Source organism: Amorphoplanes friuliensis DSM 7358 (assembly GCF_000494755.1).
Classification (GTDB): Bacteria; Actinomycetota; Actinomycetes; order Mycobacteriales; family Micromonosporaceae; genus Actinoplanes; species Actinoplanes friuliensis.
In genome coordinates this window covers 9,135,209-9,155,176 of the sequence record NC_022657.1, presented here as the reverse complement: position 1 = coordinate 9,155,176, position 19,968 = coordinate 9,135,209, and the positions used below count along the sequence as shown (strand labels likewise).

At 70.0% G+C, this 19,968-nt stretch carries 13 protein-coding genes; 3 read left to right on the top strand and 10 right to left on the bottom strand.

The genetic code is table 11. The features are described 5' to 3' along the window. Position 1: 1 nt before the first annotated feature. The 4 genes from AFR_RS42215 to AFR_RS42200 all read right to left on the bottom strand — a co-directional run bounded on the left by AFR_RS42215 (position 2) and on the right by AFR_RS42200 (position 4,647). On the bottom strand, positions 2-367 hold the full coding sequence (locus AFR_RS42215) for a hypothetical protein (protein WP_023562985.1): 366 nt from the start codon (positions 365-367) through the stop codon (positions 2-4). Positions 368-434: 67 nt separating this feature from the next. After that, positions 435-2,072 (bottom strand): DUF2334 domain-containing protein, encoded by a 1,638-nt coding sequence (locus tag AFR_RS42210; RefSeq protein WP_023562984.1) that lies wholly within the window; start codon positions 2,070-2,072, stop codon positions 435-437. Next, positions 2,072-3,268, bottom strand: coding sequence for a non-hydrolyzing UDP-N-acetylglucosamine 2-epimerase (gene wecB, locus AFR_RS42205; RefSeq protein WP_023562983.1), 1,197 nt, complete (start codon positions 3,266-3,268; stop codon positions 2,072-2,074). The genes AFR_RS42210 and wecB overlap by 1 nt, the downstream gene beginning before the upstream one ends. 32 nt (positions 3,269-3,300) lie before the next feature. Next, positions 3,301-4,647 carry a glycosyltransferase gene (locus AFR_RS42200; protein WP_023562982.1) on the bottom strand — a complete coding sequence of 449 codons (1,347 nt, stop codon included), beginning with the start codon at positions 4,645-4,647 and terminating at the stop codon, positions 3,301-3,303. Between the two features lie 435 nt (positions 4,648-5,082). Between AFR_RS42200 and AFR_RS42195 the strand changes: the two genes are divergently transcribed. Genes AFR_RS42195 through AFR_RS42185 form a run of 3 tightly spaced genes read left to right on the top strand, consistent with a single transcriptional unit; the run spans position 5,083 to position 12,622 of the window. Beyond that, complete coding sequence (locus AFR_RS42195; RefSeq protein WP_238547209.1) at positions 5,083-5,694, top strand: OB-fold-containig protein; 612 nt, start codon at positions 5,083-5,085, stop codon at positions 5,692-5,694. 20 nt (positions 5,695-5,714) lie between these two features. Then, positions 5,715-7,754, top strand: a complete 2,040-nt coding sequence (locus AFR_RS42190) for a flotillin family protein (protein ID WP_023562980.1) — start codon at positions 5,715-5,717, stop codon at positions 7,752-7,754. Continuing rightward, positions 7,751-12,622, top strand: a complete 4,872-nt coding sequence (locus AFR_RS42185) for a DNA repair ATPase (RefSeq protein WP_023562979.1) — start codon at positions 7,751-7,753, stop codon at positions 12,620-12,622. Before AFR_RS42190 ends, AFR_RS42185 begins: the two co-directional genes overlap by 4 nt. Before the next feature lie 605 nt (positions 12,623-13,227). On the opposite strand, the gene AFR_RS42180 is transcribed toward AFR_RS42185, so the two are convergent. The 6 genes from AFR_RS42180 to AFR_RS42155 form a co-directional block, all read right to left on the bottom strand. Continuing rightward, positions 13,228-13,956 (bottom strand): hypothetical protein, encoded by a 729-nt coding sequence (locus AFR_RS42180; protein ID WP_023562978.1) that lies wholly within the window; start codon positions 13,954-13,956, stop codon positions 13,228-13,230. Between the two features lie 95 nt (positions 13,957-14,051). Then, on the bottom strand, positions 14,052-14,684 hold the full coding sequence (locus tag AFR_RS42175) for a GTP-binding protein (RefSeq protein WP_041841577.1): 633 nt from the start codon (positions 14,682-14,684) through the stop codon (positions 14,052-14,054). After that, complete coding sequence (locus tag AFR_RS42170) at positions 14,662-15,129, bottom strand: DUF742 domain-containing protein (protein ID WP_023562976.1); 468 nt, start codon at positions 15,127-15,129, stop codon at positions 14,662-14,664. The genes AFR_RS42175 and AFR_RS42170 overlap by 23 nt, the downstream gene beginning before the upstream one ends. Continuing rightward, positions 15,126-15,596, bottom strand: coding sequence for a roadblock/LC7 domain-containing protein (locus AFR_RS42165; protein WP_023562975.1), 471 nt, complete (start codon positions 15,594-15,596; stop codon positions 15,126-15,128). Before AFR_RS42165 ends, AFR_RS42170 begins: the two co-directional genes overlap by 4 nt. Further along, positions 15,593-18,370, bottom strand: a complete 2,778-nt coding sequence (locus AFR_RS42160; RefSeq protein ID WP_023562974.1) for a sensor histidine kinase — start codon at positions 18,368-18,370, stop codon at positions 15,593-15,595. The genes AFR_RS42165 and AFR_RS42160 overlap by 4 nt, the downstream gene beginning before the upstream one ends. After that, entirely contained in the window at positions 18,357-19,433 is a 1,077-nt protein-coding gene (locus AFR_RS42155; protein WP_238547208.1) for a hypothetical protein, read from the bottom strand. The genes AFR_RS42160 and AFR_RS42155 overlap by 14 nt, the downstream gene beginning before the upstream one ends. Between the last annotated feature and the right edge of the window lie 535 nt (positions 19,434-19,968).

Sequence of the window (19,968 nt, the reverse complement as noted above, 5' to 3'; positions counted from 1 at the left end):
GTCAGTCCTCGTCCAGCAGGCCGGGGAAGTAGCGGCGCAGAGCCACTACGTCGTACACCTGCCGGATCTCGCTGACCGCTCCGTCGGCGACCGTGACGAACTCGGCCATGCGGGCCGTCCCGAAGGGGGCCTCGCAGTCGTAGACGAGGGACGCGCGGTCGCCGGCGCACGTCGTGGAGACGATGGTGACGGAGTCGGCGAACGCCGCGATCCGCTGCAGTGTCTGCACCAGTTCCTCGTCGTCGACCGCCTGGTCCAGGTTCCACTCGATCTCCGCGTCCCCGGCGATCACCCGCCGGACCGCACCCGGGTCGCAGTTGATCCAGGACTGGGCGTAGAACGCGACCACTTCTGCCGTACCGGACATGGGTCTCCTTGAATCGGTACTGCGGCCGCCGCCCGGCAGGGCGACGGCCGCAGTGGCATTTCAGGGGTCAGTTCGCGACGACCGAGTCGCCGCTCACGAACGTGTAACCCTGGGCCTTGACGCCCGCGACCATGTCCTTCAGGTAGTCCGTGCCGAGGTACGGGTGGTAGAAGAAGCTGGCCATCCCGTCGCGGACGACCAGGTTGCGGTCGGCCGAGGCGAGCAGGTCGGAGGGAAGCCGCGCCGGGTGGTTGTTGAACGCCTGCGGCTCGACGTTGCCGATGTTCTCCGGGATGACGACCGAGCCGTAGACGTCACGGACGGCGTACGGGAAGAACTGCCCGAACTGGCGGGTGTAGTCGAACTTCGCACCGGTGAGCACGCCCGGGAAGTACAGGCCGCGGTCGTAGCGCTTGCCCATCACCGAGTTGACCGTTTGGTAGTCGACGGCGCTGCCGGCGTAGTGCGGGAACTCGAACGTGCTCGGCACACCCAGGCCGGCCAGGGCGAACGTCAGGCCCGAGGCGGCGATGCGGCTGGCCGCCCACGCGGCGGAGTCGCCGGCGACCGGGCCGTCGTAGATGACACTGTCGTTCGCGTCGACGTGCGCCGCGTAGAACTCGAAGTCGTTGGCGCTGACACCGTCGTACGGGTTCGCGATGTTGCCGTACTGGTGCGTGTAGCCGTGCATGAGCAGGGTGCCGCCGCGCTGCTGCATGTACTTCAGCGCCGCGATGACCTTCGGGCGCTGCAGCAGCGTGTAGTCCTGGGCCTTGCCGTTGTTCTGCACGCCCTTCGGGTCGCGGTACCGCGGGTAGACGGCGACGCTGAACGGCACCTTCTGGGCGTAGAGGTAGTCGGCGGCGGCGCGGAGGTCGGCCGGGTCGGAGTCGGGGCCGACGTCCTCGAGGCGGACCAGCGCACGGTGGCGCTCGCGGGCGACACCCGTCTCACCGAGCGAGTCGAAGAGCAAATCGGCGAACGCCAGGTAGCGGTCGTCGTGGGTCACGTACGCGAACGGCATCTCGCCGACGTAGGTGAGGTTCGCCGACTGCACGGCCCAGGGGAAGGTGGTGCCGTCCGGGCGTACGGCGGAGGCCAGGGTCTTGACCTTGGAGGGGTCGGTGATCGACAGGTTCATGATGCCGGACTTGTCGGTGGTGTCGCGGGTGAGCTTCTTGCCCTTGTAGTCCACCTGCGCGACCGCGGCGAAGTCGAACGCGCCGCTGGTGAAGCCGTGTGTCGCCGCGAACGTGGGGTCCGCCGCCGCGAGCTGCCAGATGTTGTCGAAGACCCAGGTCACCGGCTTGGTGGTGGCGGTGACGTCGGCCAGGAACGCGGCCGGCAGCGGCTCGTCGTAGGTCGAGCCCAGGTAGACCACCGCGGTGTAGGCGGCCAGGTCGTTCGCCTTGTAGTTCGCCACCGGCGCCGCGGTCCAGGAGCCGAAGTGCGAGGCCAGGTTGGCCGTCTGCGTCGCGTAGACCTCGCCCATCCAGCCGTAGTCGCTGGTGGTGTCGTACAGGACGAGGGTCTTGGCCGTGCCACCGCCGGGAGCGGCCTTGCCGGACTTCGCCGCGATCGTCGAGGCGGCCGTGGTCTTGACGGCGGCATCGGCGTTCACGACGCCGAGGCCGAGGGCGGCCGTGGCGGTGACGGCGACGCCGGCACCGAGGAGGGCGCGGCGGGTCAGCTTGGAGGTACGCATCAGAAGGACGCTCCGAACGTGGCGGTGGGGGCGGAGGACTCGAGGGTGGGCATCGGGGCGGGCTGGTCGGCCAGGCCCAGCAGGGCGGCGGTGGCCTGGGCGGTACGCCGGGCGGCAAGGCCGTCGCCGTAGGGGTTTCCCCCCGCGGTCATCGCGTCACGGCGGACCTGGCTGTCGAGCAGCACGGCCGCCTCCTTGACGATCAGGTCGGTGTTGGAACCGACCAGCCGGGCGCAGCCGGCGTGCAGCGACTCGACGCGCTCGGTGACGTCCCGCAGCACCAGGGCCGGTACGCCGAACGACGGCGCCTCCTCCTGGATGCCACCGGAGTCGGTGAGGACGAGGTAGGCCTCGGACAGCAGGCGGGACAGGTCGGGGTACGGCAGCGGGTCGGTGACCGTGACCCGCTCGAGCCCGCCGAGACCCGCCTCGACCTGGGCGCGGACGGCCGGGTTGGGGTGGCTCGGGAGGATCACGTCGATGTCGGGGTACCGCTCGACGAGCTCCCGGACCGCGGCCAGGATGCGGTCCAGCGGCGCGCCCCACGACTCGCGGCGGTGTGCGGTGACGACCACCAGCCGGCGACCGGCCGCGGCGGCGCGGGCCGCGGCAACCTGCGGGTTCTCGAACGGCAGGCGGCGACCGGCGACGGCGAGGGTGGCGTCGACGACGGTGTTGCCGGTGATCAGCACGTCGCCGGTGGCGATGTTCTCGTCGAGCAGGTTCATCGCGGCCAGCGGGGTCGGCGCCAGGTGCAGCGCGGCGACCTGCGCGACCAGGCGGCGGTTGGCCTCCTCGGGGAACGGCGAGTCGAGGTCACCCGAGCGCAGCCCGGCCTCGAGGTGCACGACCGGGATCCGGCGCCAGAACGCGGCGAGCGCGCCGGCCAGGCTGGTCGTGGTGTCGCCCTGCACGATGACGGCGGCGGGGGTCCGCTCGGTCCACAGCGCGTCCAGCTGCCGGATCATCGCCGTCAGCAGCTCGGCCTGGCTGCCGCTGCCCCGCTCGACCTGCAGCGTGACGTCCGGGGTGAGGTCGAAGGCGGCGAGCGCCTGGGTGACCATCGTCGGGTGCTGGCCGCTGGCGACCAGGACCGGCGCGACGAGCCCGGCGTCGCGCATCGCCAGGGCGACGGGAGCGAGCTTGACGGCCTCGGGGCGGGTACCGCCGATCAGGTGGATCTCGGGGAGCGACATGGGGGAGCCTTCTTGTTCGGAGGGGGAAACCTTCAGGCGGCGAGTGCGACTTGCAGGTGCTGCGGCAGCGGCTCTTCGGCGAGCCGTTCGGTCTTGGCCCAGGCCTGGCGGCCGCTGGCCTGCCGTCCGATGGCGCGGTAGGTCGCGACCAGACCGAGGAGCAGGAAGATCGGGTACGCGGCCGCGGCGGTGAGCAGCCGGCCGAGGGACTCGTCGTGGAGCCGGTACCGGTGCACCAGCGCCCAGACGAAGCCGGGGAAGAACGTGACGGCGAACCAGGTACCGCCGCTGACGCCCAGCGCACCCCAGGTGTGCAGGTAGGGCACCGGGTGGCCGATCAGCAGACCCGCCGTCGCGACGGTGACCGCGACCAGGAGGACAACCGTGACCACGGCGTTGATCCAGGGGGAGATCAGGTAGTGCATGACCTCGAGCAGCGAGGTGGTGCTGATCCGCTTGGAGGCCATCAGCTGCCGCAGGTACCGGACACACTGGATGTTGCCCTGGGCCCAGCGGGTGCGCTGCCGGGTGAGCCGGCGCAGGTCGACGACGGCCTGCTGGGTCACGGAGGCGCGTGAGGTGTACCGGATGCCGACGCCGTCGAGGTGCATCCGCAGCCCGAGCTCGAGGTCTTCGACGAGGCAGGCGGACCAGGGTGCGTCACCGAGGGCGAGCAGCGCGGAGAGCCGGGTGAACTGCCCGTTGCCACCGAGGCCGACGGTGTCGATCGTGTCCCGCAGGGTCTGGCAGGCGTTGACGATCGCGCCGAACTCCAGGTCCTGCACCGCGCCGAGGAGCTTGTTGCGGTTGCGGATCCGGACCTGCACCTGAACCGCGCCGATCTTGGTGTCACGCATCATCCGGGACACCTCGAGCAGGATGTTGTGGCTGCCCTGCCCGTCGCCGTCGATGATGCCGATGACCACCTTGTCCGGGCTGATGCCGGCCTCGGCGGTGCGCTCGGCGATGTAGCGGTAGGCGGCGTTGAGCGCCTCACCCTTGCCCTTGCGGGCGTTCGGCAGCTCGCGGCGCAGGACCTGGAGCCGGGGGTGGTCGATCGCGGCGAGCACCTCGGGTGTGCGGTCGTCCGAGCCGTCGTCCACGACGAGCACCCGGGCGAGTGTGCCGCCGGGGCCGCTGAGGCGCAGCGCGGCGTTGACCGTGTTGCCGACGACCACTTCCTCGTTCAGGGCCGGCACGATGATCCAGAAGTGCTGCGGTGTGCCGTCGCCGTGCTCGAGGGCCTTGCCGACAACAACGCTGCGGTGTGACGCGACGTAGCGGACGGCAAAACTCACCAGGGCCAGCGTCGAGACAGGCCAGGCCAGCATGATCGCGTATCCGACGACCACCAGGTACCAGCTGTGGGCTGCCGTCATCACTCGCCTCCCTTCGTCACTGCTCGTGTTGTCGACCGCGGTTACAGCGCCGCGCTCTTGGACGTAATAGGACATTAAGACGTCACCCAGCGTGATTCAAGACCGCCGACCGGACTGCCGAGCCGAACTGACCATTCGGCCTAACCCAGACATCTCAGGCATCGCATACCCGGCGCAATCCGGCAAAACACGCGGTCACCGGGCGTCAGGACACCGACCCCAGGCCGGGACATCTCGTACGCGCAAGCGAGGATTTGATGACGCTCGGTAGCGACGACCGTTTGAGCCGTCAGTCGTCGCCCTGGGTCATCTGCAGTGACGCAGCGTCACAAATTGGGCTGTCCCCGCTGTGAACAAGCTGAAGAGGGGACGCCGCGAATTGACGCGGGCTGTCATCATCGACGTCACCGCAAGGGAACAGACGGTTGCGGTGACATGGGGAAACGGGGCGGATACATGGGCGGGTTCTTCGAGGCTGCACTCAGCTTCCCCGCCGTCATCTTCACCCCGCTCCTCGTGGTCGTCATCGGGTACTGGCTCGTGGTCATCGTCGGCGGCGCCGATCCGGACGGCGACGGTGACGGTGGCGACGCAGGCGGTTTCCTCGGCTTCCTCGGACTCGGCGGCGTGCCCGCCTCGGTGGTTCTCTCCCTGCTGATCGCGGTCGCCTGGTTCGCCGCGCTGGCCGGCGGGGAGCTGCTCGGGGCGATCCCGGCCGCGCTCGTCCTGGCCGGCGCCCTGGTCGCCGCCTGGGTGATCACCCGGCTCGGCGTGATGCTGCTCCGGCGGCTCATGCCTCAGGGCTCCGAGCCTTCCCGCGCCGACTTCGTCGGCCTCACCGGCATCATCCGCACCGGCCGGGTCACCGCGACCTTCGGCCAGGCGGAGGTGCACTCGCGCGACGGTTCCTCCGCCATCGTCCAGGTCCGTCAGGCCGGCACCGACGACCTGCGCGCCGGCAGCATCGCCCTGCTCTACGACGTGGATCCCGACGGCGAATTCTTCTGGGTCGTCCCGGCCGACATCGCCACGAGCCCTGACCAGTAACGACATCAAAGGACTCACCCATGGACGTGATCTCCACCGGATTCGGTGTGCTCATCGCCGTCGTGCTTCTCATCCTGCTCGGCGTCGTCTTCTTCCTCAGCCGCATGTTCCGCAAGGTGGAGCAGGGCAAGGCGCTCATCGTGTCGAAGGTGCGCCGGGTCGACGTCACCTTCACCGGTGCCGTCGTGCTGCCCGTGCTGCACAAGGCCGAGATCATGGACATCTCGGTGAAGACCATCGAGATCGCGCGGACCGGCCGTGAGGGCCTGATCTGCCGCGACAACATCCGCGCCGACATCCGGATCACGTTCTTCGTGCGGGTCAACAAGACCACCGAGGACGTCATCAAGGTCGCGCAGGCGATCGGCACCACCCGGGCCAGCAGCGAGACCACGCTGCAGGAGCTGTTCAGTGCGAAGTTCTCCGAGGCGCTCAAGACGGTCGGCAAGCAGCTCGACTTCGTCGACCTCTACACCAAGCGCAACGAGTTCCGGGACCAGATCATCGAGGTCATCGGCACCGACCTCAACGGCTACAGCCTCGAGGACGCGGCCATCGACTTCCTCGAGCAGACGCCGATGATCTCGCTCGACCCCAAGAACATCCTGGACGCCCAGGGCATCCGGAAGATCACCGAGCTGACCGCGATCGAGGCGGTCCGCACCAACGACTTCCGCCGCAACGAGGAGAAGGAGCTGACCCGGCAAAACGTCGACGCCCGGGAAGCCATCCTCGAGCTGGAACGCCGGCAGGCCGACGCGGAGATCAAGCAGCGCCGCGAGATCGAGACCATCCGCGCCCGCGAGGAGGCCGAGATCGCCCTGGCCCACGCCGAGGAGCGCCTCCGCTCCGAGGGTGCAAACCTGCGGACGGCCCAGCAGCTGGGTGTGCAGCAGGAGAACAAGAACAGGGAGATCGCGGTCGCGGAGAAGAACCGCGAGCGGGTCATCGCGATCGAGACCGAGCGCATCGAGAAGGACCGCATGCTCGAGGTCATCGGCCGCGAGCGCGAGACCGAGCTCTCCACGATCGCCAAGAACAAGGAGGTCGAGGGTGAGAAGCGCGCGATCGCCGAGGTGATCCGCGAGCGCATCGCCGTCGAGAAGACCGTCGCCGAGCAGGAGGAGAACATCAAGCGCCTCCGCGTCGTCGAGGAGGCCGAGCGCACCCGCCAGGCCATCATCATCGCGGCCGAGGCCGAGGCCCAGGAGCACCTGGTCAAGGACATCAAGGCCGCCGAGGCCGCGGAGACCGCCGCGAAGTTCAAGGCCCGCGAGGAACTGCTGCTGGCCGAGGCCCGTCAGCAGACCGCCGAGCTGGACGCCCGCGCCAAGATCCGTCTGGCCGAGGGCACGCAGGCCGAGGCGGCCGCCGCCGGCCTGGCCGACGTGCAGGTCCGGGAGCGCAACGCCGAGGTGGTCGAGAAGACCGGCCGCGCCGAGGCCGCCGTCGAGCGCGAGCGCGCCCTGGTTGCCGCCGAGGCGATCCGCGAGAAGCTGAAGGGCGAGGCCGAGGGTCTCACCGAGAAGGCCGCCGCGATGGGCGCCCTGGACGACGCGACCCGCGAGCACGAGGAGTACCGCCTCCGGCTCGAGATGGAGAAGGAGATCCGGCTCGCCGGCATCAACGTCCACAAGGAGATCGCCGAGTCGCAGGCCATGGTGGTCGCGGCCGGTCTCGAAAAGGCGAACATCGACATTGTCGGCGGGGACTCTGTCTTCTTCGACAAGCTGCTCGGCTCGATCACCATGGGCAAGAGCCTCGACGGCTTCGTCGAGCACTCGACCGTCGCCCAGGGTCTCGGCTCGCGCTACCTGGACGGCTCGGCGAACATCGCCGACGACCTGGGCCGCCTGCTCGGCTCGGTGTCGACCGGCGACGTCGCCAACCTGACGCTTGCCGCGTTCCTCACCCAGCAGATCAAGGCCGGTGGCGCCGACTCGGGCAAGCTGCGTGAGCTCCTCGCCGCGGCGAAGAAGCTCGGCGTCGCCGACACCAAGGTCTCGGCCCTGACCGGTACGCCGGTACCGGCCAACGGCACGGTGGTGGCCCAGCAGTGACGGCCGTCCTCGACACCGGCGCCCTGGACGCCGGCACCTACGAGGTGCTGCGCGGCCGGCTGGGCACCCAGGCCAAGGAGCTGGCCGAACGCGCGGAGACGCTGAACGCCCGCCGGGTGGAGACCTTCGGCGGGCAGCAGATGCGGCTGCTCGGCACCGAGCGCATCCGCACCGAGAACAACTGCGTGCCCCGGGACATCGTGCAGGTCGGCGGCACGATGCTGTTCGGGTACAACGTTTTCATCGGGCTGAAGACGGAGACGGCGATCTCGGACGTCTTCTCCGTGCACGGGTTCGGCCGTGACGGTGAGGCGTTCCGCTTCGACTCCGGCGCGGCGCTGCCCGGGCTGCTCGACGACCCGGTCTTCGAACGCGACTTCGCGGAGCTGTACCGCTACTACCGCGAGACGCACCTGCTGCAGCTGCGCCGGCTGGAAGGGCTGCTCCTGGCCGTCTTCCAGACCGGCGCCCGCCCGGACGACCTCAAGGTGCTGCGTTGGAAGGTCGGCACCGACGGCTCGGTGTCCTACGTCGACAACCGCGGCGAGCGTGACCACGTGTTCCCGCCGTCGCACGACTTCGAGTGGCGGCTGACGACCCGCGAGCAGCACGTCCTGGGCCGGCACCCGCACGTGTCCATCGAGGACGAGGTCTTCGTGGAGACGGTCGGCGGCACGCTCACCATCAAGGTCGAGAACAACACCGAGGACGGCGAGGGCGTCTTCTCCGAGCCCGTCGACGAGCCGCTGCAGAGCCTGGCCGACGCGGAGATCTCGTACGCCCGGATCGGCCCGCTGATCCTGCTGCGTGTCCTGCCGTACAAGGAAACTCAGCACCGCTATCTGGTCTTCAACACGCGGACCCGGGACGTGCAGCGCCTCGACGGGATCGGTCAGGCCTGTCAGCGGCTGCCCGAGGACCAGGGTGTCATCTTCCCCGGCGGCTACTACCTGGCCACGGGTCTGGCCAAGACGTTCGACGCGGATGTCGACGAGCTCGAGTTCGAGCGGGTGGTGCGGTCGGTCAACGGCGAGGACGTGCTCTACGTCTTCCACGCCCGCGCGGCCGGGCGTTACCTGCTGCTTCCGTACAACGTCATCCGTAAGGAGGTCGCGACGCCGATCACCTGCCACGGCTACTCGTTCTTCGACGACGGCACGCTGATCGCCTTCCGGCACCTGTCGGACGAGCCGTCGCGGGTGCACCCGATGCAGGTGTGGCAGACGCCCTACGTCTCGGACACGTACGCCGCGGCGCAGCCCGTCGGCACCGGGCCGCTCGACCGAGTCGGCAACGCCGACCTGGTCCGGGGCATCGCCGACGCGTTGTCCGTGGCCCGGATGGTCGACGAGATGACCCCGTCCACGGCGGTCTTCGAGGCGATCATCGCCGCCTGCACCCGGCTCTTCGACCACTACCACTGGCTCGGCGAACGCGAGCTGGGCGATCTGCGCACCCCGCTCTCCGAGGTACGCGCCACCGCCGAGCAGGTGCTGGACGAGTACGAGTCCGTGCAGGCCCTCACCGCGCAGGCCGCGGCGGCCGTCGACGAGGCCGACGCCGCGACGACGTCTCTCATCCGCCGGGCCCGCGGTGAGGTGCCGACCACCACCGACGCCTGGATCCGGCAGCTCGCCACACTGCGCCAGGCCCAGGGCCGCGTCGTGACCCTGCGCGAGGTGCGGTACGTCGACCTGTCCCGCCTCGACGGCCTGGAGCACGAGCTCGCCGCCGAGGTGGACTCCACCGCACGGCGGGCCGTCGAGTTCCTGCAGCGTGAGGACGCGTTCGCGGGTTACCAACAGTCGGTGGAGCAGCTCGTCGCCGACGCGGCCGGGATCGCCACGGTGGCCGAGGCGGCGCCGGTCGGCGAGCGGCTGACCGAGCAGGCCGATGGTCTCCAGGTGGTCACCGACGTGGTGGGCGGCCTCGACATCGCCGACGCCACCGTGCGGATCGCGATCCTGGAACGGATCGGCGAGGTGCTCGGCGGGGTCAACCGCGCCCGGGCCACCCTCGACTCGCGCCGGCGCGAGCTCGCCGCGGTCGAGGGACGGGCCGCGTTCGCCGCCGAGTTCGCCCTGCTCGGCCAGTCGGTGACCGCCGGACTGTCCGCCGCGGACACCCCGGAACACAGCGACGAGCAGGTCGCCAAGCTGATGCTGCAGGTCGAGGCGCTGGAGTCGCGGTTCGGCGACTTCGACGACTTCGTGGACCAGCTCAGCGCGAAGCGGTCCGAGGTCTACGAGGCCTTCGCCGCCCGTCGCCAGGCCCTGCTGGACGACCGTGCCCGGCGTGCGGACCGGCTGGTCGACTCGGCGCAGCGCACCCTGGCCAGCGTGCAGCGCCGGGTGGCCGGGCTGGCCACGCTCGACGAGGTCAACACCTACTTCGCCACCGATCCGATGGTCGGCAAGCTGCGGTCGGTCGCGGGCGAGCTGCGTACCCTCGGGGACACCGTCCGGGCCGAAGAGCTGGACGGGCGGGTCAAGGCGGCCCGGCAGGAGGCCGGCCGGTCCCTGCGCGACCGGCTCGACCTGTACGGCGAGGGTGGCAACACCATCCGCCTGGGCCGTCACACGTTCGCGGTGAACACCCAGGCCATCGACCTGACGCTGGTGCCGGACGGGCCCGACCTGGCGTTCGCCATCACCGGCACCGACTACCGGTCGCCGGTCCGCGACGAGTCGTTCCTGGCCACCAGGCCGTTCTGGAACCAGACCGTCGTCTCCGAGACTTCGGCGGTCTACCGCGGTGAACACCTCGCCGCGGCGCTGCTGGCCGACGACCCGGCCGGGGTCACGACGGCCGCCGCTGACGGCACCCTGCTCACCGTCGTCCGCCGCGCCGCCGAGGCCCGGTACGACGAGGGTTACGAGCGGGGTGTGCACGACGCCGACGCCGCCCTGATCCTCGATGCGCTGGTGCGGCTGAGCGTCGCGGCCGGTCTGCTGCGTTATCCCGGTGCGGTCCGGGCCGAGGCGCAGCTGTTCTGGGCGTTCGGTGAGGGCGACAAGCAGGCGTGGGCGCGTCGCGCGGCGTCGCTGATCCGCGCGCGGGAGATGTTCGGCTCGGCCGGCGCAGCCCTGCCCGAGCTGTGTGCCGAGCTGAGCGCGGCCGCCGGTGCAGACGCGCTGGTCGGCGAATATCTCGTCGAGGAGTTGGCGAGCACACCGGCCGGATTTGTGACCAGCGCCGGCGCCCGCACGCTGGTCGAGCGGTTCCACCGGGCGCTGGGCAGCGGTCCGGCCGCGGCCGCCCGGGACTACGCGGACGACCTGCGGGCGCTAGCCGACGACCTCGGCTCGCGGCGCCAGCTCGTGACCGCGTGGCTGACGGCGTTCCTGGCCGCACAGCCGGACGCCGGAGCCACCGACGACCTCGCCGAGGCCGTCGCCCTCGAACTCACCGGGACGGCGCTGACCAGGCACGACTCGGCTGCCGCGCTGGCCACGACCGTCGAGGGCCTCCTCGGTACGCATCCCCGCATCGCCGACCGCAAACTCGAGGTGCGGCTCGACGAGGTGCTCACCCGCACACGGGAGTTCCGGGCCACGGCGGTTCCGGCGTACCGGGCGTACCAGAAGCAGCGGACCGCGCTGGCCGCAGCCGAACGTGAGCGGCTGCGGCTGGACGAGTTCAAGCCGGGCGTGATGAGCGCCTTCGTCCGCAACCGGCTGCTGGACGAGGTCTACCTGCCGCTGATCGGCGACAACCTCGCCCGCCAGCTCGGTGCGGCCGGCGACGCCAAGCGCACCGACCAGTCCGGCCTGCTCCTGCTGATCTCCCCGCCCGGCTACGGCAAGACGACGCTGATGGAATACGTCGCCAACCGCCTCGGCCTGGTCCTCGTCAAGGTCAACGGCCCGGCACTCGGTCACGACGTGACCTCGCTGGACCCCGCCGAAGCCCCCAACGCGACGGCACGGCAGGAGATCGAGAAGATCTCGTTCGCGCTCGAGATGGGCAACAACGTCCTGCTCTACCTGGACGACATCCAGCACACGTCACCGGAGCTGCTGCAGAAGTTCATCTCGCTCTGTGACGCCCAGCGCCGCATGGAAGGCGTCTGGGAAGGCCGCACCCGCACGTACGACATGCGGGGCAAACGGTTCGCCGTGTGCATGGCCGGTAACCCGTACACCGAGAGCGGTCAGCGTTTCCGTATCCCCGACATGCTGGCGAACCGTGCCGACGTGTGGAACCTCGGTGACGTGCTCTCCGGCCGTGACGACATCTTCGAAATGTCGTACCTGGAGAACGCCCTCACGTCGAACACCGTGCTGGCGCCGCTCTCGTCCCGGGACCGCGCGGACCTGCCGCTGCTCGTCCGGCTCGCCGAAGGTGACGAGTCGGTGCGGCCGGACCGGCTCAGTCACGCGTACTCCGCCACCGAGCTGGAACAGATCCTGTCGGTGCTGCGCAAGATGCGCCGCGTCCAGCGGGTCGTGCTGCGCAACAACCAGGCGTACATCGCGTCGGCCGGGCAGTCGGACTCCGGGCGCGTCGAGCCGCCGTTCAAGCTCCAGGGCTCGTACCGCAACATGAACAAACTGGCCGAACGCATCGTCTCGGTGATGAACGACGCCGAGCTCGAAACGGTCATCGACGACCACTACCGCGGCGAGGCGCAGACCCTGACGACGGGCGCCGAGGCCAACCTGCTGAAACTGGCGGAGCTGCGGGGCCGGCTGACGCCCGAGCAGGCCGAACGCTGGGCCGACGTCAAGGCCGCCTTCCTGCGCGACCAGGCCCTGGGTGGCGCCGCCGACGACCCTATGGCCCGCGCAGTGGGCGCGGTCGGTCTCCTCGCCGACCGCGTAGGCGACGTCGAGAAGGCCATCACCAAGTTCTCCGACAAGGGCTGAGAGGTTCCTGGAGGTGGTCGTGAGGACCTTCAACTACACCCAGACCCGGGGGTCTGCAGAACACCGCGGAGAGGCCCCCACACCACTGAAATCGGGCCCGCAAAACATCGCGTAGCCCCAACTTCCTTTGCAGCTGGCCCACAACGCACCGTAAAGCCCCAACATCCTTGAAGTCGGGCCTACAGAACACCGGGAAGGCCCAACTTCGAGGAAGTCGGGCCTACAGAACACCGCGGTGGCCCAACTTCGAGGAAGTTGGTCCCACAAAGCGCCGCGGAGGCCCAACTTCGAGGAAGTCGGGCCTACAGAACACCGCGAAGGCCCAACTTCGAGGAAGTTGGGCCTGCAGAGCGCCGCGGTGGCCCAACTTCGAGGAAGTTGGGCCTGCAGAGCGCCGCGGTGGCCCAACTTCGAGGAAGTTGGGCCTGCAGAGCGCTGCGAAGGCCCAACTTCAAGGAAGTTGCGTGCCCCCGTTAACGCCCGCGACGCACGGCAGGCAGTGCGGAGGGAGCCGCGCGGAGTGCGCATGCGTGAAGTGCAGATCGCGAGATGGTCGAGCGAATCAGCGCCTGCCGTTATCACTACGGCAGTTGAGGCGTAGGCGCTCAGTCCTGGGAGCGGAGCAGGGACGGGTTGTCGCGGAGGAGGGCGGCGAGGCGCTTGGCGGCCATCTCCGTCTCCTCGGTGTCGACCCGCAGGGGGATCGGCTCCGGCAGGGGCGCGGGCATGCCCCGCTGCTCCGGGTAGGCCTGCTCGGCGGCGCGCTGGGCGGCGCTCGGCTCCTCCGGGGCGCGGTGCTGCTCGGCGTGGATGCGGCGGGTCGTCTGCGGCGGGACCTCCGGCGGCGGGGTCGCGGCGAACGGGTGCGGCGCGAAGGTCTCCTCGGCGCGGGGTGCCGGTGGCTCGTCGTAGCGGTCGTAACCGCCGTCCGGCGAGGGGTAGTGGAGCCGGCGGGTCTCCTGGCCCGACTCCTGCGGCTGCTCGAAGCTGTAACCCGGCGGCGGAGCGTACGGTTCCGGCTCGTCCAGGTCGATGTCGAAGTCCGCGTGGCGCGGTGACGTCGGTGACGCCTCGGCCACCCGGTCGGCGACGGCGTTGTCCGCGCTGACCTGCACGATGCCGTCCTCGACGACAAAGTGCAGCAGCATCGGGTCGCCGGCGCCCTCGACGCCGACGGTCACGCCGAGCTCAGGGTTGCGGCCGACGACAGCCGCGATCGCCTCGACGAGCTCCGTCACGGCCGGCGGGGTGCCATTGGCCTCCCCCGCGGCGCGGCGGCGCAGCTCGTCGCGGCGCGCAAGCTTGTCCAGCGCGTCGTCCAGTCCGCCTCGCACGTCACCGTCCTCCCGTCACAAGCAGTCGCCCGGTATTACTGTGCCCGTTCGGAGGCCGATTTGGGAACCGGGTACGGAGCGACTCGGCGCACACCTTACGACGATCTCATTTTCATGGCCTTGTCGAGGGCCTGGTCCAGCACGACGAGCAGCGCATCGCGGACCGAGCCCCGGAAGCGGGCGTCGAACTGCAGGATCGGCACGTCCTCGCGGACGGCCAGAGCCCAGCGCACCTCGTCCAGGTTGTAACCGAGCTGTCCGTTGAAGGTGTTGACACCGACGACGAACGGAAGCCCGGCACGCTCAAAGTAGTCCACCGCGGGATAACAGTCATCGATCCGGGTCGTATCGACCACCACGAGTGCCCCGAGGGCGCCCCGGACCAGGTCGTCCCACATGAACGCAAAACGGCTCTGACCGGGCGTCCCGAAGAGGTAGAGCTTCAGCGTCTGGTCGATCGTGACGCAGCCGAAGTCCATGGCGATGGTGGTCGTCGTCTTGCTGGACGCCTGGCCGGGGTCGTCCACGCCGACGCCCTCCATCGTCATCTCCGCCTCGGTGGTCAGCGGGGCGATCTCCGAGATGGCGCCGACGGTCGTCGTCTTGCCGACGCCGAAGCCCCCGGCCACGATGATCTTGACCGGCACCGGAGGTGCGGTCTTCTGCGGCGCGCTGGGTACGCGCGCTGTGCCGACGACTCGCCGGTCATGAAATGGATCGAAGTCCACGGATCACTCGCATGATGGTCTCGGGGTCGGGGAAGTCGTTCTCCAACACGTGAACGTCAAGATGTCCGGCGGCCCTCAGGTCGCCGACGAGAATCCGGGTGACGCCGAGGTGCATCCGGAGCCGGGCGGAGATCTCCGCGACCGACAGCGGGTCACCGCAGAGGTGCACGATCGCCCGCTGCTCGGGCGACAGGCGCGCGGACAACGCGCCGGGATGCGAGCTGACCTGTGTCTCGAGCCCGATGTTCTGGTCGAGACCGGAGACGCGGCCGGACGTGATGACAAACGGCCGCAGTGACGTGGTCTGCTCGCCGGGCGGCCCCGGGGGCGGCGCAGCCGGTGGTGGCGGCTGATATCGCCCTCCGGGGCTGGTGTTGCGCAGAAACGGCCGGACACCTGGCGCCGCCGGGTGTTCCGGGTCGTCGGGGTCGGCCGGATGTCTCACTGCTGGACGGCGTTCTTCAATTCAGCGATGAGGCGCGGACTGAGGGCGCCACCGGCGCGCGTGGCGAAGAGCGTCATCTCGTACGCCAGGGTGCCGAGGTTGGCCGTCCGGTCGGCGATGACACCGAGCACGGAGCCGGCGCTGATCGCGGTCACCAGCAGGTACCCGTCGGCCATGTCGATGATGACGCGGTTGAGGCTGCCCAGGTTGTACCAGCTGGCGGCGCCGCCGGAGAGGCTGGTCAGACCCGAGACGACCGCCGCGAGGCGCTCGGCGTTGGGCCGGTCCTTGATCGCGGACATGGCCATCAGCAGACCGTCGGAGGAGACGGCGATCGCTTCGACAACTCCCGCGGTGCCGGACGTGAACGAGTCCAGCAGCCAGTTGAAGGTCTTCGCCTCCGCGCTCAGCTGAGACTGCGCGTAGTCGCGACCGTTGCCGGTGTCGGTGGAGTAGGGGGAAGTCATCGCGGTTGTCCCTCTGGTAGTGGCTGCGTTTCACTCAAGGCGCGGGCGACGCCGAACTCGAACTGCTCCATCGAGGCCCGGGCGGCTTCCGGGTCGAGGGGCTGGGCCGGCGAGGCCACCGGTACCGGGTTCATCGGGGGATCGGTGACCGGCAGGGTGGCACCCGGAACCCGGCGCGTCAGCGGCGGATGTCCGGCGGCGGGCGGCGAGGACATGTCCTGCTCGATGACGTCCCACTGGGCGCGGGACACCCCCGCCTCGAAGGCGTCGAACGCCTCCCGTGCGGCCAGCGCGTCGTCCGAGGTGGGCGGCGTCGCGGGCAGCTTGGGTCCGGTCTCGACCGGAAGCTGGTTGCCCGGCACGCGGCGGCGCAGCGGGCCGGAAGGAGAGCCGTTGCGCGTCTCCGGGCTCGTACGCTGCTGCGGCACCGGATTGGGCGGCACAGGCGCCTCGAACCGCTGCGGCTGCGGCGGACGCTGGTACGCCTCCGGCGCGGTCCGCTGGTGCGGGATCTGGATGGCGTCCGGGGGCGCCGACATGACGATGGGTCCTTCGACGACCATCGGCGGCTCGGGTTCGGTGTACCGGCCGGCCGACGGCAGCTCGGGGGCCGCCGGGAAGCGCCCGGCCACCGGCGTACCGGTGTCGTAAGCAGCTGGGACCTCGTAGGCCGGCTGCTGCTCGTGGTAGCTGCTCGGGCCCGCTTCCAGTGCCGGCGTTCCGGCGCGGACGGGTGCGAACGCGTTCCAGGACCGGCCGGCCTCGAGGGTCTTCGTGGCCCGGTGCAGGACGTTCGCGTCGAACGGCTGGGCGCTGCCCGGCACCGACCGGCCGGACGTGCCGGCGATCAGCGGCGTGAACTCGGTGTGGTGGCTGGGCACGGTCGCGTGGATCGGACCGGCGGGCATGCCCGGCAGCGGCTCGCGGGGTGCCACCAGGTGGGCCGGGCCCAGGTCGATCCAGGCCGTGACACCACCTTCGGGAGTGTCCGTGAGGGTGACCTCGATGCCGTGCCGCCGGGCGAGGCGGCCGACCACGAAGAGGCCGAGCACCTCACTGGGCGCGAGGTCGAGGCGCTCGCGGCGGGTCAGCCGGGCGTTCTCCTCGGCGAGGCGCTCGGGCGCCAGTCCGAGGCCCTGGTCGATGATCGCGAGGCGGGCGCCGCCACGCAGCTCCGCGGCGGTGACCGTGACGCGGGTATGCGGCGGGGAGAACGACGTCGCGTTCTCCATCAGCTCGGCGAGCAGCAGGGTCAGGTCGGCCAGGACGGCCGGCACGACCACGATCTCCTCGGGCACGTCGACGTCGACGCGGGTGTAGTCCTCGATCTCACCGAGGGCGAGGCGGACGACGTCGGACAGCGCCAGCGGCGCCATGTGGTCGTTCGCACCGACGGCACCGGAGAGCACGACCAGGCTGGACGCGTTCCGGCGGAGACGGCTGGACATGTGGTCGAGGCGGTACAGCTCCCGCAGGCGGTCACTGTCGGTCTCGCGGCGTTCCAGGTTGTCGATCAGGGCCAGCTGGCGGCCGACGAGGTTCTGGGTGCGCCGGCCGACGTGACCGAACATCTGGGCGACGTTGCGGCGGCCGAGGACCTGGCGTTCCACCAGCCGGGCCGCGGTGGTCTGCACCCGGTCGAAGGCGCGGGCGAGGTCACCGATCTCGTCGCGGGCCTGCACGTCGACGGGGTCGAGGCGGATCGGCCGGGCGTGTTCGGCGTCGTCGTCGGCCACTCTTTCGAGCTCGGCCTCGGCGGCACGGGCGATGCGGTCGGCGGAGAACGTCAGGCGGCGCAGCGGGCGGGCGACCGCCCGGGCCATCAGCAGCGACAACGCGATCACCAGCAGCAGCAGGACCAGCGCGCCACCACCGACGTAACCGGCGGTGCGCAGGGCGCTGTCGCGGTTCCGGGTCACGGCGACGTCCACGTCCGCGGCGACCCGCTTCTCCACGAAGCCACCGAGCACGATGACGGACCGCAGGGACGGGAACAGCGTCTGGATGTTGAGCAGCTTGACGGCCGATTCCGGGTTGGTCGCCGCCTCGGTCAGGAAGCGGTTGCCGACGCGGGACGCGAACGCCTCCTGGGCACCCAGGTAGAGCTTGTACTGGGTGTCCGTGAAGTACGGCTGCGCGTTGATGATGATCAGCTGGAGCTGCACCAGCGTGGAGTAGAAGAGACCGACCAGGCCGGCGTTCTTGGTGACCACGGCGCTGGTCAGGTAACCCGACGCCTGGCTGATCATGTCGTCACTGCGTAGGGCCTGCTCGAGGGCGTAGATCTGCCGGCCCGACGAGGTGGTCAGGTCGGCGTTCTGGGCCAGCGCGAGAGCGTTGATGATCGGCGTGATCACCGCGGTGAACTCGGTGACGATCAGGTCGGGCCGGATGGTCCGGTTGATGACGCCGGCCCGGGTGCTGTCGAGCTTCTTGAGGTCGTCGACCGCGGCGCGGAGACCAGCAGAGATCGGCTGGTCGAGGTGCTTCAGGCCGGTGATGCGGTCGGTCGCCCGGGCGCTCTGCACGACGAGCTCCGGCGCCTGGACCAGGCCGAAGAGGTAGCCGACGGAGAGCAGACGCTCCTCCTGGAGCTCCTGCACCGCCGAACCGACCTGCGTAGCCAGCTCGACCGCGTCGGACGTCTTCTGGGCGTCGCGGGCGGCGTCGACGCGGTTGACGACGATCGGCACCGCGAGGGCGATGACACCGATCAGGGGCACGAGGACCAGCAGCGTGAGCTTGCCGAGGATGCGGAACCTACCGAAGAGCACCGGATCGCTCCCGCCGTGTCGGGTTGGCCTCGCCGTACGCCGGCGCCGGGGCGCCGAGGTCACGCCGGCCGGGGTCGGAGCCGGTGGGGCCCACGGTCATGTCCCGGGTGCTCTCGCCCGGCCGGGTGCCGGTGCTGCGGCGCCGGCGGCCGGTCAGCGGCACGATCACCGCGGCGATCGTGAGCAGGACCGCAGCGCCGGCCGCGGCCAGCGCCACCAGCGTCTGGGTGTCGAGGTCGTCGAGCCGGTCGTCGAGCAGGGCCGTCATCTCGCGGGAGACGATGCCGGACAGGTTCGACAGCGAGACCTGCAGCTGGCTCTGCGCCGTGGCCATGGTCGCGGTGTTCGGCACGCCACCGAGGTTGGCGCCACGGGTCAGCGACTCGACCCCGCGGCGGAACGAGTCCAGGCCGCTCACGAGGTTGCCACTGAGCGTCGTGCTGTTGGTGTCGTCGACCGCGGACTGGAGGTTGTCGGTGAGGCTGTTGACCGCGAGGTTGACCGACTGCACGGCGGCGCCGAACTGCGGGCCGAGCACCGACTGCAGCTGCGCGTTGCCCTTGGCGACCAGCTGGCTGAGGTCGCCCATGCGGCTGACCTGCACGACCGCGGCCGGCAGGTCGATCGCGACGGCCTGCTGGAGGTGCGAGATGTCGTTGTCGGGGTCGCGCACGAGCTCGGAGTTGTTGCGCACGGCGCTGTAGAGGGCGAGCGAGAGGTCGGTGACCTCGACGTGCGCCTGGAAGACGATCAGTGGGCTGCCCGTCACCTTCGGCAGCTGTTCGATCTTCTGCCGCAGACCGGTCCAGCGTTCGCGCGTGCTCAGGTCCTCACCGAGGCGCTGGTCGACGGCGGCGACGCCGTTGACCGCGGCCGTCAGCGAGCCCGGCGCGGCCGAGACACCCGCCAGCGCCGAGGACTGCGCCTCGGCCAGCGCGCTGACCAGGGGGGCCAGGGCGGAGATGTACTCCACGCCCTGCTTCTCGCGCTTCGCGCTGTCCCGCTCGTCGGAGATGGTGCCCCAGACGCGGGCGAAAAGGATCGCCGCCGGGACGAGTATCAAGACCGTCAAAACAGCCGTGAGCGCAGGACGCGTACGGGTTCGCCGGTTGTCCACCGAGACTGACATTGCCAATTCCTCCGCCATGCATCCGCGATAGACCGTTTTGGCGGCTACCCTCCGTAGCCGAGCGGGCGCACCGATCCGGGTCAATCTATCCGAGAAATAATCATGCGACCCCTTTCCAAGGGTCAGAGTTGTCTCGGCTGATCGGGGGATACGCCTAGCGGCCGGAGTGGTTGTACGAGGTCGGCGAGACCGGCCCCCAGCAGCGCCGGAACGCAAAGTTTCGTATTACTCACGAGTATTGGGCGGCAAGCGCGGCCAGCGCTTCTCCGAGCCGAATTGGCGGCCTTCGGTGTCACTGAGAGCGTTCCACAATGGAATAGTGCGGCGCCGTCCCGCATCATCACCGTTTGGTAACGAACACATTACGTAGCGCTAAAATGACACGCAGAGTAATGAGACGGACACGCTGTCCGTCTCGCGATGCGGACGAATTCATGAGACAGCCCGCCCGGCGGAGGGCCGGGCGGGC